Consider the following 17,314-nt stretch of genomic DNA (forward strand, 5'->3'; position numbering starts at 1 on the left):
ATGCTGAAAAAATTGAATCTTAAATACAAGTTTATTCTTTTTCTCATATTGTCCATACACATCTTATTAATAGGTATTTTTTGTTACTATTATAGCAGAGATATTATCAAGAAAAATTATCTATCCTTAAGTTCTTCTAACATTGCTCAAAAAGGAGAAAACATTGAAACCTATATGCAACTAATAGAAGGAGCATTTGAAAAAGTAGGAAAAGATGAACGTTTATTAAATCAAATAAATACTTATGCATATAATGACCAGCTAGACCATCTCCTACAAAATTACAAACTGACTATACCGGGTATCTTTAAAATTAGCTTAGTTAGTAAGAGTGGTGAACTCTATGTAACTGACATAACTGATACTGTCTATAAACCTAGTTATACGATACCACCTCAATCAGCTCTACTAAAAAAAGGGTGGTCCATAAGCTCCCCTCTATTAAACGAAGATCAAACTTTTCTTCATTTTACTCAAAATCTCGAGTCATCTAATGCAATTGCTGAAGGTAAGATAATTCTACAAATTGATACTAAATATTTAGGTAACATTATCCACTCTACAAGTACAGAAGACACTGACATTCTATTAAACAATATAGGTCAATCCATTACCTTATTTCATTCGACTAATGAAATCAATGACCCCCTTGAAGCTATTAAGACTGATATGCGTAATGGTACACTTTATAGTAACCCATATCCCAATGGTAATGTGGATATCTATGATATTAACACTAAATATGTATTTATATATGATTATGACAATTATCCTTTTCAACTTATAGCTGTTCAACCATCTACAGCCATTAATGACAAGTTAACCTGGCTAAGATATGTTATCTTATGGACAAGTATTGCTTTAACATTGATTTCTTTCGTTATTAGCGTTCTTCTATCCAACATGGTATGGCATCCCTTGGAAGCTATCCTTAGAAGGTTTAATTCAGATTATCAAGATAAGTAACTATATACTAATAACTCTTAATCAATAGTAGCCTAAGCAGACAACAATTGATTAAGCCGAATCTCTGGACAAATCTATTATAAGTAGAAAACCCGAAATACATTGAATATTTCGGGTTTACTATTCTTTAATTATTAACTTCTTGCATTTGACGAATTTGTTTCAACATCATTTTCTTCGGCATCACTGGAGCCATTCCCATAATCATTCGTTGACCGAATGAAACACCAGCAATAACATTAAGCTTTCCTTCAACCATACCATTATACCCGTCTCTTGCTACATCATTAGCACTAAAGGTATTCTCAAATAAACTTGTTTTATCCATTCCTGATGTACTTGCAAATTCTGTCTCAGTTGCTCCTGGTAAAAGAGCTGTTACTGTAATATTGGTATCATGTAACTCTTCTGAAATAGCATTACTGAATGAAGTTACATAGGCCTTTGTTGCATAATAAACCGCTTGTAAAGGGCCTGGCATCAGGGATGCTGTAGATGATACATTTAATATTTTTCCTTTATTTCTCTTAACAAAATCGGGTAAGAATAATCTAGTCAATGTTGTTAATGCAACAACATTCAAATTAATCATAGCTAAATCCTTCTCCCAATCTCTTTCATGGAACTTACCTCTTCCACCAAAACCAGCATTATTGATCAAATAATCTACTTTGATTCCTGATGCTTTTATTTCATTGTAGATTTCTGAAGCAGCTTCTGGCAATGTCAAGTCCTTGACTATTACCATTACCTTTACATGGTGTTTCTTTTCCAACTCACTTTGTAACGCCTTAAGCTTATCTTCACGTCTTGCTACAATGATCAGATCGCCACCTTTTGAAGCATGGATGCGTGCAAATTCTTTTCCAATACCACTTGATGTACCTGTGATAAGCGCTGTTTTCTTTCTCATCATTGACCTCCTTCATATCTTATGGTTATTAAATTCCTAAATCTAACTTATCATATACTATCAATTATCTCTGAAATTTATAACATTACCATATAATCTAGATTAACTGTTTATAAAATCGTATACTTCATCAGTTAAGTCGCTAAAGAATGCTCTGCTAAAGCTTGAAATATTATTATTCCTAGAAATTCGATTAATCTGCATTGATGCAATAGCGCTATTCGTAAGTGTAACTACTTTTTTGGGGTTATTGGTATCAATCCCTTCAATATCACTCCAAAGCTGATTGATGTCTTGTGCCCAAACTCCTTTAGCTTCTCTATTATCGATAATCAATGCTCTAGTTGTAGTATCACTAAAAGCATGTTGCAATAGTTCTGCGATTGCCTTACCTTCTTCTAATGTTACATGAAAGCTTTTATGCTTTACAAAAAACATTTCATTTTCTTTCCAATAACTTGTTGTTTTTGGTAGCTTATTATCAAAACTGTTCATTTGTATTCACCATTCCTCCACAGATTTTAACTGACAATATGTTTCTTATGTATCTCATTATAAGTAACACATTGTTATTTGTCAAGATAATATTATTACTTTTTTGAACTATAATATATAGTATCGGCTTTATAAATATCATAGTGTTGTCTATTTTCCATCATTATGCTATAATATAGAGCAATAAAAGCGAGGTGATTATATGGCATTTGAACGGGCTCGAAATGAAGAAAATAAAAAAATCCGCTTGCAACAGATTAAAGATGCAGCAACAAAGTTATTTGATGAGATGAATTTCCACGATATTTCATTATCTAAAATCGGGAAAGAAATTAATTTCACCAGAGGTAATCTCTACAAATATATTTCTTCCAAAGAAGATATTTATTTATATGTTTTACTTGATGAAATGGCTGCTCTGGTTGAGGATCTAGAATTTAATCTAATAAAAGAAGAAACGTTAGATACGAAAAATTTAGCTTATCAATGGGCAACTATCCTCGCAAGGCATCCTAGATATTTAAAGTTGATGTCATTGCTATTCATGATTTTAGAACGTAATTCCAATTTAGACACACTGATATATTTTAAAAACAATTTGTTACCTATTCAAGTTCGAATGCTGGATGCTATCAAACATAATATTCCAGAATTCAATCAAGAAGATAGCTCTAAGTTATTAGAGTTGTCAATGTCGCTTGCTATAGGTAAATACCCACTATGTAACCCTTCTGAAATTCAGAAAGAGGCCACTGAACTTTCAAATATAAACTACTGCTTTCCAAATTTTATTGAAAGTTATTCAGAAGCTCTTGTGCTTCTAATCAACGGGATTAAGTTATCAAAAATGTAGTAATAAATAGGAGAGCATCTAATTATCATTGATGCTCTCCTTCAACTTTATATATATTATTTACCACTAAAATAATAATACATGTGATTATATTTACACTTTTCACCATATCAAATCAACAAAAACACCTACCTCTTACAGGTAGATGCTTTCTTATGATTAATTTAGTTTTTAGAATCTTATTTTAAACTGGTTGAAAAGATAACTAGTATGAAAACCAAAAAACAACACCGTCATTGACATTATAAACACCATATTTCAACTCATGTGCCTCAATTATACTTTTAACAATAGAAAGTCCAAGTCCTGTTCCATCGACCTCTCGATTATGTGAAAGATCTTTCTTATAGAATTTTTCCCAAACTCTGACTTTATCTTCTTCAGTAAATGACTCACAGCAATTTTCAATTTCAAACTTATGTTGAGTATCATACATGATGCTCCGAATTTTAATGATACTGTTATCATCAGCATATTTGATTGCATTGCTCATTAAATTTTGGATAGCACTTTTCATCATCTTTTCTTCACAGTTTATATGACCCCATTCACCTGAGAAATCAATGAGTAGTCCCCGATCTGATAGCATATGTTCAAAACTCTGTATTAAGTTAAAAACCATGACTTCTAGGTCCATATCTTCTTTAGTTAATTTGTTACCCAAAAGATCAAATTTAGATATTTGAAGCATACTCTGTACTAAGTCATCCATTTTTTTACTCTCTTCCACTATAGCATCAACATATTCTTCGGTATGATCTTTTCCAACACCATCTCTAATGCCTTCCGCATAGCCCCTTATGATACCTATAGGCGTTTTTAATTCATGAGATGCATTGGCAACAAACTCGTGTTGTGCCTTTTGCCTTCTAACTTCTAAATCATAGTCTTCTTGTAGTTGATCTTTTGCCTTTGTTAATTCATTGATAGATCTTTCTAGACTTTTTGACATAGAGTTTAAGCTCCTTGATAGCTGCCCCAATTCATCACTACGTGATTCCTCAAGCTTAATGTCAAAATCTAGATGTGCCATCTTATTAGCAGCATTATTAATTGTAATAATGGGTCTACTGACCCAGAAGGAATGTATAAATGCAAGAATTAAGGAAGCTATTAGAGAAAACAACAGCATGTATGGATAAAAAGATGTTAGTACGCGGACTGTTTCACTAATGGGTTGTAGTGATGCCAAGACATATAAGTACTTGTCACTACCATTAATTCTTATCGCTCTTCTCAGCTCAACTTGTCTGATATCTGTATGGGGAATTTCACTGATTGTATAGATAACATCACTTTTGGACCCTGTTTCTTGTATAGAGAAGATCTCATCTCCGGTCTTACTTGGAAGGGTTAAGTTTTCTTTAACACTAATAATCTGAGCATATATGTTTATGATATCGCCTTTAATATTTTCATTATTATTGACATCCATCACAACGGAGTTCATATGAATAGGTGTTATGACATCATTTTCACCGATTACTCCTTCAAGGTCAATCCAGTCTCCCTGCTGAATGTTAAGGTTATCATATTCTTCAGATGTAATAAATAGATCATAATAATTGTTATCACTTTCCACAATAGTCAATAAAACATATTTCGCCTTTTCATCATTATGACTTTCTTCAATACCATCTATTTCTTCCTCAGTGTTTTTGTCCTCTTTCTCTCTTTCTTCTCTTTCTTCTCTTTCTTCGTTAACTTCATCTGCAACTGATATGGTTACATTATTATTCACAGAAAATAAGTCTAGTTGTCTATAAAGTTCATCATTCGACCAATTGTTCAGTTCATAGTCTACTTCGAATTGATTAATAGCATTTATAAGTTGATTGATTTTAGCTTGCTCATAATACTGACTAAAATATATATTTAAAGCAATAACTAAGACAGCGATTAGTAAGATAAAGCCAACAAATATAGCACTGAAAAGCTTATAACTAATGGACTTTTTCATTCCGTCACCTCAAACTTATACCCTTTGCCTACAACAGTTATGATATACTTCGATGCTTCTTTTAATTTTTTTCTCAGCATTTTAATATTTGTATCCACTATCCTACCATCACCAAAATAATCATACTCCCATATCAAATTAATTAACTTATCTCTAGAATAAACATACCCTTCATTATTAACGAGTTCTAGAAGAAGATCATATTCTCTAGCAGTTAATGTGATTGCTTCTTTACTAACAGTTACTTTTAATTTATTAGTCTCAATGGTTATGATGCCTTTACTTATGATATCTTTATCTTTGTTACGGAAAACTCTCTTAATTAAAGCATTCACTCTAGCCAACAACACTTTTGGGCTAAATGGTTTTACGACATACTCATCTGCACCATACTCAAACCCCATCAATTTGTCATCTTCTTCACTTCTTGCACTAACAATGACAATAAGTACATCAGATTTATTGCGTAATCGACGACATACTGAAAAACCATCCAGTTTAGGTATCATAACATCTAAAATCACAAGATCAATATTTTCCTCATCAAATATAGTTAACGCTTCTTCGCCATCATAGGCAGAAAAAACTTTATATTCTTCTTGAAGTAAATAATCTTTTATAAGTTTATTCATTTTTTTATCATCTTCAACAACTAAAATATTCATATCATCACCTAAATCATTAACTATGTATTCATCATTAATATCATCCTATATGTATAGTAAAAAGTATACAATACCTGTTTTATTGTGGCAAGGTAATATCAAATCCTTTTTGTTACTTGTGTAAAAAGCAGTCACCCTGACTGCTTTTTAACTCATCTATTAATCATTTCTACCTTCAGATCCCTCACTTCCATGAGATTCTCCGCTCTCTTTAGATTCAGATGTACCCTCTCTTGAACCTCCACTACTCTCTCCAGATTCAGTAGACGTACCGCTTTCTGCATTTTCACCATTCTCGCCATTTCCAAATTCTGCGTGAGTTACCCATGTGTTAAAACTCTCGTTAGTTGGTAATGATAAATTAATGTTTTCTCCTACTGCCAAGTTAACGGGTGTTGTTGGACCAAGTTCTGTTCCATTGTTTAAGTGTATTTCCACTCTTGCTCTTGTTAATACCTGATTACCCACATTTTGCAATGTTCCTTCAAAGGCTTTTTTTGAGCTGTTATATTGAAGTACTAATCTTGCACCATTCTTTGTCACATCATAGGTTTCATTTTTTGCTAAGGTCATTGCTCCTGTACTCATTCCTTCTTCACCTGACTCTGATCCTTCTCCACTATGGGATTCACCAGCTTCACCGCTTCCCTCTACTCCTTCTCCAGTCTCTTTACCTTGGCCTTCTGCTTCTGGGTGTATTTCCCATGCATCAAACTGTACACCTTTTGCTTCTGGTTCTTTGCTAACTAATAATTCTACAGTAACTTTTTCTCCTGGTTGTAGATCCCCTACTGGTTCTGGTCCAAGTTCTACCACAGTTTTTGCTCCTGATTTTAAATTTAACTCGATTAGAATACCATTAATAACTTGATCCGTTACATTTTCAACGATTCCATAAAATCTTCCTTTGGCTTGATCATATTGCATGTTTGTACGGATACCATTGACTACGCCATCCCAACTTTCATCTAATTGTAAGATAGGGCTTGATGGATCTCCACTTTCGCCTTCATCATTTTCAGAATATCCTTCACTACCCTCTGGATGGGTAGCTCCTGATTCATTACCTTCGTAAGAAGCACTTGTGATGATGACAGAGTTCGTATTTTCATCCCACTCCACTGTAGCTCCAAAATTTTCAGCAATAAATCTTAATGGGACCATCGTCCTTCCGTCTATTATTATGGGTTCTATATCACTTTGTATTTGATTTCCATCAATAAATATGCTCACTGGATTTATAGTTGCGCTAACTGTACCAATACTTAATATCAATACTAAAACAATTGTTATTATTATACTTTTTCTATTTCTTTTCATTTTTTGTTTTCTCCTTTCGTTCTTCACCTATTATTTAGTTGCTACCATTTTCATTATGGGATTCACTTGCTTCACCACTTCCACTTTCACCTGAGGTACCATGTTCTGAAGCTTCACCACTCTCCCCGTTTTCACCACTACCAAATTCAGCGTGTGTTACCCATGAACTAAAGTCCTCATTAACTGGTAAAGAGAAATTAATGGTTTCTCCTGCAGCCAAGTCTACTGGAGTTGTTGGGCCAAGTTCTGTTCCACTATCTAAGTGAATTTCTACTCTTGCTCTTGTTAAAACTTGGTTACTTACATTTTGCAGTGTACCCTCAAAAGCTTTTTTTGAACTATTATATTGAAGAATCAATCTTCCGCCATTCTTCGCTATATCATAAATTTCATTCTTAGCTAGAGTTAACGCTCCTGTACTGGTTCCTTCCTCACCTGACTCTGATCCTTCTCCACTATGAGATTCCCCAGCTTCACCGCTTCCTTCTTCGCCCTCACCACTTTCACTGCCTTGGCCTTCAGCCTCTGGATGTATTTCCCATGCATCAAATTTAACTCCCTTTGCTTCTGGTTCTTCACTTACTAATAATTCTACATTAGCTTTTTCTCCAGGTTGTAGATCCCCTACTGGTTCTGGTCCAAGTTCCACTACTGTTTTTGTTCCTGATTTTAAATTTAACTCAATTAAAATACCTTTAATAACTTGGTCGGTTACATTTTCAACGATTCCGTAAAATCTTCCTTTGGCTTGGTCATATTGCATATCCGTACGGATACCATTAACTACACCATCCCAACCTTCATCTAATTGTAAAATTGGACTTGATGGATCTCCACTCTCACCTTCGCCGCCTTCTTCTGAATGCCCTTCGCCTCCTTCAGTGTGAGTTGCTCCTGACTCGTTACCACCTTCTGCCTCACTGCCTTCACCATTCTCATTTTCTTGATGTGATTCTGCAATTTCATTGTTACCATTTTCAACATCAACATTAGGTGAGTCTGAACATCCTACCATTAATGCTATTGTCAGCATACTCACTACCCCTAAAATCAAGAATCTCTTCATATATATCTTTTTCATAATCTTTAACTCCTTTCCTTTAATCAAAATGTAATGATCATGAACATATTTATACTATAGCAGTTGCGTGTGAGGATAATGTGAGTCTAAGATGTTAGATAAAAGAAAAGAATCTCCTATATAAAGAGATTCTTTTCTTATGTTAAGATCCATATGTACTTTGAGTTATATCATCAATTCTGATTGAAAAACATTTACTGCTTCTCCGGAAATTTTCACTTCAACAGGCTCTTTATTTTCTATACTAACTTCAACTTCAATAATACCAGACCTACCAATAGCCTCTCCTTGCTTAGCTTTGAATTTGAAAAATGCCCCCTTGTGTTTTACCAGTTTATGATGAACAAGGTAAGCCCCTAGAGGTCCATTAGCATTTCCTGTGACTGGATCTTCATTTATACCGATTGCAGGAGCGAACATTCTACCTTTAACAAAGATGTTTTTACTTGGGGAATCCAGTGTAAAAACATAATATCCATTACTTCCTATGATTTCACTCAACTTAGAAAGAGCGTTGTAGTCTGGTCCTAGATGATTTAACTTTGTACTGCTTCTTATGCCTATCATAACTTTAGAGTGACCAGTTGATGCAATTTGAATAGGACAGTTTTCTAATAGATCTTCTTCACTAATACCTATAGCCAATAATAAAGCTTCCTTGTTCACACCCTCAATATAATTACCAAATTCAATTTTTCCCTGGGTCATTACAATTTTATAATCATCCTTTGTCTTGATGATATCAACTGGAAGAATCCCAACACCTGATTTTTGTTTGATTCTTGTAGTATTAAGATTATTTTCTACAGCACGTGCATAGTGTGCAGCTATAGTAGCATGCCCACATATTGGAACCTCATTTACAGGAGTAAAATAACGTATATAAACATCATGGTCAGTTGAATCTGAAGAAAAAATAAAAGCTGTTTCAGAGTTGTTTAACTCTCTTGCTATTTTCTGCATCTCACTTTCACTTAACCCATCAGCGTTTGTTACAACACCAGCCGGATTTCCAGTAAATTTTTCCTTTGTAAATGAATCGATTTGATATAAACGATATTTTTTACTCATGTTTTCCTCCTTCATATTAGGTCTTACTCAATATTTCCATATCATATATGATTTAGATTCGCATCTGTTTATACTTGTTTTCCCCTTACAAGTAGCTAGGTGAACTACTTAGTTTCAAAGTAAATTGCTATACTATGAAACAAATCTCATAGTATAGCAATAAACAATCCTAACTTCCAAGTCATGATCTTTTGGTCGTAATCAATCCCTATTTAAGATCTCCCCTTAGCTAGTATATCTTTGATCACTTCTATATTCTCAGTAAGATTACTTAAAACCATTACTGCCTGACCTAGCTTATCATCACCCTTGACTAACTTATTTTTTACAAATATCTTCTTAATCTCATCCCAGCGTTGTTGTTCTTCACCGGTTAGACGACCCACTATCTCTTTCCACTTAAGCATATTTGCCTCTGCCCCAGTTGTTAATGTCTGTGAATCATTTTCATAGCTTCCAAGAATGACTTGGAACAGCTCTTCTTCATTCATAACAGAAACAACTTTCTCAGCAATCTTGTTCATATTTCTATAAGAACCTTGAAGCTTAAAAGGTGGTTCACTCCTATACTCATCAGCTTGAGCAGCAGAATAGATATATGCCATATTCACTTTCAGAACAATATCTCTCACATGAGATAACTTTTCGATAACACCAACATATTCATTAAGTTCATCGATAGAGTAATTGCTCTCAAAGTTAACATTTTCTCTTTCGGCTCCACTAGCCATTTCAATAAGACCGTAAAGATCCTTTTGGCTTCTACTAGATAGCTTACTCAGTACGGTATTAGAAGTTAAGCTATTTTCAATATAACTAAGTTTAAATGCTTCTTCATTTTCTCTAAGCATATCTCCAAGATTATAGACATCAGCTCTATTAGAAAGCATATCTGGTATCTTGAATTTTTCACCACTTTCTGTGTAAGGGTTCCCAGCCATAACAACGGCTACCTTCTTACCTCTTAAATCATAGGTCTGCCCTACACCATTGTAAACCCCTTCTATCTTTCGTTGACCATCGCATAATGAAATGAACTTTTGTAAAAACTCTGGGTTACAGTGTTGAATATCATCAACATAGATCATAACATTGTTACCCATCTTTAAGGCTAGATTCAACTTTCTCAGTTCATCTCTTGCACTGGTATTATTAGCTTTAGCTGGGTCTAATGATGTCACTTCATGACCTAGGGAAGGACCATTAACTTTGACTAAAATAATGCCAAGTCTGCTTGCAATATACTCCATTAAAGTCGTTTTACCATAACCAGGCGGAGAAACTAATAGCAACATCCCCATAAGGTCTGTTCGCTTATTCTCTCCAACAACACCGATTTGTTTAGCAAGATTATCTCCTATTAAAGGCAAGTAAACTTCGTCTATTAACCTATTTCTAACAAATGAGGTGAGTACTTTAGGTTTAAAGTCATCTAAATGCAGTTCATCTTTAAAGCCTTGTATAAGTTCCTTCTTAATTTCCTGAAACTTCATATAATCTATAGCTATGACATCATCATAATGTACTAACTTATTCATAAACTGAGTATAAGCTAGTTTATATGAACCATTATCAATAACCCTATGTGTTCCAACTAATCCTGTTATATTTAATTTAGTGTCAACGCTAATAACTCTACCCAAATTAGAGTTATTTTCAATGAGCAAAACAATAACCTCATCAAGTACACCAAACAATTCTTCCTCATCAATATTTTCAAATATACTCACATTGATATCAGAAAGCTCTTCAGATTCAGTTTGATTATTTTGTACCAAGATATCTAATCGATAAGCATGAATCCACTCTTTGATAAGATAGAATAGTCCTTCTATATCTTTTGAACTATTTTTTATGGATGCTGTGAAATCATCCATTGCCTTCTTATCCCTTAAATACATCATGAATCCATCATATATTCTTTTAGCTTCTCTACTGACAACAAATTCTTCACCTTTCATGATCTCTTTACAAAGATATTCTGCCGCGCTAGGAACATCTTCTTTATCAAAGAAAGTCATCGAATCAAATGTCTTTTCAAGCTTTTCAATAATATATGGAATGTAGCTCTCTAAATTAGGTGTTGCTTTAAAATATAAATTAACCTTTGCTAATTCCCTTAATCTAAGAAAGAGCAAATCCTTTGTTTCAGCATCAGCTAAACAATTCCAGTACATTCTTCCTAACGCCCGAACCTCGCTCTTATAGACTAGCAAATCAATGTTTTGATGTAGTTCTAGTAATGCTTTTAGAATCTTTGCTCCATCGAAATCATGTACACCTTTTGTATAACCCTCTTTGTATCTTGGTTCCATGAACTTTTGAACCACTTCAACCAATTGAGACTCAGACATAGAATATAAATTATCTATGCTTTCTAATTCTTTATTACTTGCAGCTTTAAACACTAAATAGGCAAGGTATTCAGCTCTATAAACATCTTCATTCTCTGACACGATACTCTGTCCAAACACATGCCCATACTTGTCAATCTCCTCATGATTTACTTTATCCCAGAAATCAGTTCCTGTTATATGGTAATACAGGTCGGCATCCTTTTGAACAATAGACAAGTCGATGGCTTTTGTATTAACAGAGAAATGATGTTGACCCAATTTGATAACATTATCATTTCCGACATAAAGTTCTTGCTTATCTTTTAGTTGACGAATGGCATCCTCTTTTAAGGTCTTTAATTTTGAGCTGATCTCGTCAGCTTTAACGGTATCCCCTAGTTCTCTTAAAGTAGCTATGATGTCGCGAACCTTTTCTGCCATAATGTCAGTAGCTAGATAGCCATTAATATCTTCAACAGAATCAAAATTCTTTACCCTATTGGCAATTCCACTCATAATACGTTCAGATGAGTTAAATAGAGAGGTCATCCGCTTATTAAGCTTATCTAAAAGGGCTTGTTTCTTACTTTCAAAAGCGCTATAGAGTTCTTCTCTTTTTTCACTAAGTTGAATGACATACTCATCAAATTCAGCGAACTTGCCTTCTAATTCCTGTATTTGAACCATAACCTTATTAAGGTACTGATCACATTTATCTACCGTATCTGAGACATCCAGATAATTGACTACAGCCTGGCTAAGTAGTTTCATTTGAGAATTAAACTGGGTTGTCATTTCACTTTTAGTAAATTCTTCTACCCTTGTTTTTAATCTCGCTTTAGCATTATTAAGGAGTGAGAATAGGGATGAAATTTTCTCTATGATCTCTGTTGTCATTGTAGGATCTTCTATCTTAAAGTTACTTACAATATCGATAAGAAGCTCTAAATCAGCAGAAGTGTCATCCATCTTTTCTGCAAGCTCCTTACCTTCCTTCGATTTATGAACATCTTCGATTTCATCATGTAACTTTTGTACTTGATCAGCATAAGGTTTAAGCCCTTCTGGCTTAATTAAGAACTCAACACATTTTTTAGAGAACTCTTCATTCTTTTCTCTTACTCTCGTATCAAGGGATTCAACAATATCAAGGTCTGTATACCTTAAATCTCTTAGTGAAACAATTTTACCTCGTAGATTCCGTATGTCAGCTAATACCTTGACGTATTCGTTTACTGAATCAAAGGTACCGTACTGAAGTTTTTTAAGGAGTTCTTCAGATTCATTATTAACATCAGTAATTTGCTTTTTAGTTGAATTCTTTATTCGAACTACTTTTTCAAACTCACCAATGGCGAAAGTAGAGGTCTCTTTTATACTTAAAAGAACTTCTTTTAAATTATATACTTCTTGTTTATCTAACCAGAAATACCCATCAATGATTTGCTCAGCTTCTTTAACTATATCAATATAAATACTCTGGTAACTCTCACCTTTTGTAATGAGCTTGTAGACAATTTTGCAATCAGCCATGCAGTTAACTATATCTTTATTGCCGATATTAAAAAGAATGGAATCACTTTGACCTTCTCTTACATAATTTTTACCTACATAAGGCGTTTGCCAAATTTGTATCATGTGATTCTTTCTTGGCTCATTTTCATGTTTGAATACAATCATTTCACCGTTATTAAAATGAGAGTAGCCGCTACATACGATTGGTGTCTCTATTGTTTGCTCGATGATGTTATAGGAATAGACAATGTATATACCGCTATCCATGTTATAAAAAATATACTGATAATCTTCTCCATTTGATGAAGTGACCATCTGATCAAAAACTGAATTTTCATTGGGAACATCAAATATTTTATGTTCACCATTTTGTAAATAATAGCCTTTCGGAAAAATAAGTCCATGATTCCCAGGCAATAATAAACAAGTATCTTTTATTGAATCGATTCTAACAATATTCTTTAATTTGTTGTTAAAAACAAAATATCTGAAGTCTGTTTCATTAAATGGTCGGATTTTTAATATGATCAATTGGTCTAAGTCTGCATAGTAAATCTCTGCATCGTCAAGATTCTGATCTTTGTCCTCTACAGCTTCTGAATATATGCCCTTACCAGTCTCTGTATTATCCTCAACTTTAATTGTAAGATCACCATTGATTGTTTCAACAAAAACTTTATCTAGAATAGAAACATGAGGATAAAGTCCATTGCGTTGGTCATCCCGGGTGGCTTTGATATAGTTAAACTCATTTTTATTTGTAAACTTAACCTCATGGTCACTTCTACTATCAACGTATGTGAGCTTATTGCCTTCAATCAACCATTTAAATACTTTAATATCTGTGGCACTCTTTCCAGTCTGAAAAATCATATAGAAATAGGGTTCTGTTATAGTAAATTTGGCAAAAAATGTATTCTTATAATATTTGTACAGTTCATCGAAGTCTTTTACAAACTGCTGGTCATTAATGAGATTAAGATTTTGTTTCTGAAAGGTACGATCTTTAAAGTGATAAATAGAAAATACATCACTCAGCTCAACTTTAGTTTTAAGGCCAATATGGACATTGTAACCAAATATAAAGCAATCATCTACAGGTGCCATATCTCGTGGTATACAATTGTTCTCAGTTATGATTCGCTCACTACCAAGAAGCTTTGTCTCAATGGAGCCAAAGACTTCTTTTCTCACTGTGTTAAGCTTTTCCAAACGTTCCTTTAAGTCATCTCCATGTTTAATAAGACGATTTCTAATGACCTCATAAGTACCATTTTCCATACCATCATTGTTATTTCCTTTTTTCTTTATCTCTTTATCATCTCTAACGTCCAATATTATCTACCTCATCTATATACATTGAACTAAGATTTAATACAGCTCTCAATCTTAGTTCAATATATTTTCCTTGATTCAACTTATTTAAGTTTAGTGTCAATCATTTTTGCTGGTAAATTACCTACTCCTGCCTTATCAACAGTGTCCAACAATTTACCTAGCATTGTCTTATCTTCTCCATCAGCATTTTTCATCATTTTATTAACAGCACCAGCTATGGATAGGTTTTTCAAGTCTTCTGATGTTAAGTTAAATCGACTAACTAAATCCTGTAACTGTTTTTGGAAGTACTCTGGATCACCAGTAATAAATGTCTCTTTAATGTCTGAAAGTACTTCACTATTATTAACTAGACGATCATAGGATTTACCTTGAGCAATTGAACCAATGATCTTATCAAAGAACATGGTTTCTCCACCAACGATATCAATTTTAGCTGACTTAAGTGCCTCTCTAATAACTGAAGCTTGTGATTGAGCAATTTCTGTCTGAATATTGATATTAGCAAGCTCAATTTCTTTCTCTTTTTCAAGTTGAAGTTTGAACTCTTCATGACCTCTGCCCACTTCATCTAATGCCTTCATACTATTAGCTTTCTCTTTGATACCTTCTGCTTCTGCAAGGTATTTTTTCTTTAAGACATCTGCTTCAACGGTTCCTTCTTTTTCTTTTACCTCAATCTTCGCTGTATCGCCTTTCGCCTGCGCTAAAGCTTTTGCTTCAATAACTTTTGCTTCAGCAATACCACTGGTAGACTCTTCAAGAATATTAGCATCTACAATAACCTTAATTGCTTCTGCTTCTTTTTGTGATGCTTTTAATTTTGCATCTGCATCAATAACAGTTTTTTCTGCATTTCTTTCAGCTGCTTGTTTAGAAGCCTCTGCCGTTTGAACCTTGATAATAAGGTCTTGCTCTGCTTGCTCCTCTGCCTTTTTAATAGCCACAGTCTTATAACGATCTGCCTCAGCAATCGCACGAGTATCTTTGATCTTCTCTTCTTCTACAACTGTATCTTTCTCAACAGCTACTCTTTCTCTGATGACTGTCTGAATATTCTTCTTTTCAACTTCTACTTCTTTTTCTTTCGCAATAGTAGCAAGCTCCACTAATTTATCTTTCTCGGTTCTTTCAAGTAACCTTTTTCTATCAACTCTTTCAGTTTCAACAGCGTCTGTACTTTCTTTTGCTTTCTGAGCAATAATTACTTGTCTCTCTTTGTTTTGTTCAGCAACTTCAATTTCCTCATCAGCCTTAACTCTTGCCATCTCTGACTTAAATCGCTCTTCTTGAGCAACCTTTTCAGCTTCTGCAGTTTCTCTAGAATTGATAATAGAAACCTCACGTTTTTGCTTTGCCTCTGCCTCTGCATTTTGCTTCTCAAGTTCAAGTATAGCTTCTCTTGCTGTTACATCCTGTTGCTTAAGTGTCTTTTGCTCATCTCTTTCTATTTGGTTAGCTAAGATACGTTGCTCTGCAGTAAGCTCTGTGATTTTCTTAATACCTTCTGAATCTAAAATATTATTGCTATTTAATAGATTAACGTCTGTTTGTTCTAGATAATCGATAGCTGCATCATCCATGACATAACCATTTAAGTCTGTTCCAATGATCTGGAGAATTTCACTTTTAAAAGTCTCTCTTTCAGTATAAAGCTGAACAAAGTCAAACTTTTTACCTACTGTTTTTAAGGCTTCTGAGAACTTTGCATCAAAAAACTCCATTAAAGTAGTAGGATCGGATGCCTTTTGGCAACCTAATGATTGTGCTACTTTTAAAACATCCTCACTGGTTTGGTTTACTCTAACGAAAAAAGCAACTCTAATATCGGCTCTTAAATTATCCTTACAAATTAAGCCATCTTTACCTTCTCTGGCAATCTCTACTCTCTTTACTGAAATATCCATCACTTCATATCTGTGTATGATTGGTACGACAAACATGCCGCCAAAACTTACGATAGGACCACCAACACCATTTCTAACAATGACCTTACCTTGCTCAACTTTATGATAGAACCTTGAAAACAGCGCTAATAATCCTACAATGACAATAACCGCTACCCCAATACTGACTAAAGTAACTTGACTTAAAAAATCCATTCTTATCACTCCTCAAATTTCACGATGTAATATATATTCTTATCGGTGTCTTTTCTATTAACGAATGCAACTTCACCTTTTACAAATGAATCTCCATCATATTCTGACTTAACATTAAAGATTAAGGGAGCTCCATCTCTTTTTATTTCTGCCTGTCCTATTCTCCCACTATTGACATCACAAATAAGTACACATAGTTGTTTGATTACTTGATTACCTCTATTATCTTGCATATTGCTATACTTAAATATACCTTTTAACGGTTTTGACTCAAACTTAGTAATGATCATACTCACGATTAAAGCTGGTAGTAGCAATATCCCTTGTATCGCCCCTCCAGCAGTTATGGGTAAGTAATACATCATCATAGTTACTATCCAAAAGTTGAGCATCCATATACTAAAAACCAACATAAAAGGCAACTCAGCTACATTTAGAAAGGCTAATATAGCATAAAAAGGTCCTGATTGATCAGCAGCATCAAGGTCTATATCAAAATCAAGAAAATCAAAATCTAAAGTACCAACAATAACACTGATCCAATAAAACAATACTAACCCTAACAATACAGTAGGTATAATATTAACCCCTGTAACAGCATATTGTAATAACTCCGTCGTAACAACCCCCTAACTCTATATATTATGATTATATCAGCTCATTTCCTTATTATAACAAAAAACATCTTGGTAATAAATA

12 protein-coding genes are annotated in these 17,314 nt (G+C 33.9%); 2 read left to right on the forward strand and 10 right to left on the reverse strand.

Annotated elements, in window-relative coordinates:
- Positions 1–966, forward strand: a complete 966-nt coding sequence (locus C1Y58_RS07595) for a cache domain-containing protein (protein ID WP_105615412.1) — start codon at positions 1–3, stop codon at positions 964–966.
- A gap of 127 nt (positions 967–1,093) precedes the next feature.
- Here the strand turns inward: C1Y58_RS07595 and C1Y58_RS07600 are convergent, their stop codons facing one another.
- Together C1Y58_RS07600 and C1Y58_RS07605 are read right to left on the reverse strand one after the other, a co-directional pair.
- Complete coding sequence (locus C1Y58_RS07600) at positions 1,094–1,879, reverse strand: SDR family NAD(P)-dependent oxidoreductase (protein ID WP_105615413.1); 786 nt, start codon at positions 1,877–1,879, stop codon at positions 1,094–1,096.
- A gap of 102 nt (positions 1,880–1,981) precedes the next feature.
- Complete coding sequence (locus tag C1Y58_RS07605; RefSeq protein ID WP_105615414.1) at positions 1,982–2,374, reverse strand: hypothetical protein; 393 nt, start codon at positions 2,372–2,374, stop codon at positions 1,982–1,984.
- 202 nt (positions 2,375–2,576) lie between these two features.
- Between C1Y58_RS07605 and C1Y58_RS07610 the strand changes: the two genes are divergently transcribed.
- A complete protein-coding gene (locus C1Y58_RS07610; protein ID WP_105615415.1) occupies positions 2,577–3,227 on the forward strand; it encodes a TetR/AcrR family transcriptional regulator in 651 nt (216 codons plus the stop codon).
- A 205-nt stretch (positions 3,228–3,432) separates the two neighbouring features.
- On the opposite strand, the gene C1Y58_RS07615 is transcribed toward C1Y58_RS07610, so the two are convergent.
- The 8 genes from C1Y58_RS07615 to C1Y58_RS07650 all read right to left on the reverse strand — a co-directional run bounded on the left by C1Y58_RS07615 (position 3,433) and on the right by C1Y58_RS07650 (position 17,166).
- Positions 3,433–5,187, reverse strand: coding sequence for a sensor histidine kinase (locus C1Y58_RS07615; protein ID WP_105615416.1), 1,755 nt, complete (start codon positions 5,185–5,187; stop codon positions 3,433–3,435).
- The gene (locus C1Y58_RS07620; protein WP_105615417.1) at positions 5,184–5,852 is read right to left on the reverse strand and encodes a response regulator transcription factor; all 669 of its coding nucleotides are present in this window, start codon (positions 5,850–5,852) and stop codon (positions 5,184–5,186) included. Before C1Y58_RS07620 ends, C1Y58_RS07615 begins: the two co-directional genes overlap by 4 nt.
- 159 nt (positions 5,853–6,011) lie before the next feature.
- Positions 6,012–7,172, reverse strand: coding sequence for a copper amine oxidase N-terminal domain-containing protein (locus tag C1Y58_RS07625; RefSeq protein WP_105615418.1), 1,161 nt, complete (start codon positions 7,170–7,172; stop codon positions 6,012–6,014).
- Between the two features lie 34 nt (positions 7,173–7,206).
- The gene (locus C1Y58_RS07630; RefSeq protein ID WP_105615419.1) at positions 7,207–8,253 is read right to left on the reverse strand and encodes a hypothetical protein; all 1,047 of its coding nucleotides are present in this window, start codon (positions 8,251–8,253) and stop codon (positions 7,207–7,209) included.
- A gap of 165 nt (positions 8,254–8,418) precedes the next feature.
- The gene (locus tag C1Y58_RS07635; protein ID WP_105615420.1) at positions 8,419–9,324 is read right to left on the reverse strand and encodes a PhzF family isomerase; all 906 of its coding nucleotides are present in this window, start codon (positions 9,322–9,324) and stop codon (positions 8,419–8,421) included.
- Positions 9,325–9,536: 212 nt separating this feature from the next.
- Positions 9,537–14,510 (reverse strand): DNA repair ATPase, encoded by a 4,974-nt coding sequence (locus C1Y58_RS07640; RefSeq protein ID WP_242985356.1) that lies wholly within the window; start codon positions 14,508–14,510, stop codon positions 9,537–9,539.
- A gap of 83 nt (positions 14,511–14,593) precedes the next feature.
- The gene (locus C1Y58_RS07645; RefSeq protein WP_105615421.1) at positions 14,594–16,615 is read right to left on the reverse strand and encodes a flotillin family protein; all 2,022 of its coding nucleotides are present in this window, start codon (positions 16,613–16,615) and stop codon (positions 14,594–14,596) included.
- A gap of 5 nt (positions 16,616–16,620) precedes the next feature.
- The gene (locus C1Y58_RS07650) at positions 16,621–17,166 is read right to left on the reverse strand and encodes a hypothetical protein (protein ID WP_157950007.1); all 546 of its coding nucleotides are present in this window, start codon (positions 17,164–17,166) and stop codon (positions 16,621–16,623) included.
- Positions 17,167–17,314 lie beyond the last annotated feature (148 nt).

Origin of the sequence: Vallitalea okinawensis, from assembly GCF_002964605.1 — a bacterium.
In the GTDB taxonomy this organism is placed as follows: domain Bacteria; phylum Bacillota; class Clostridia; order Lachnospirales; family PQDH01; genus Vallitalea_A; species Vallitalea_A okinawensis.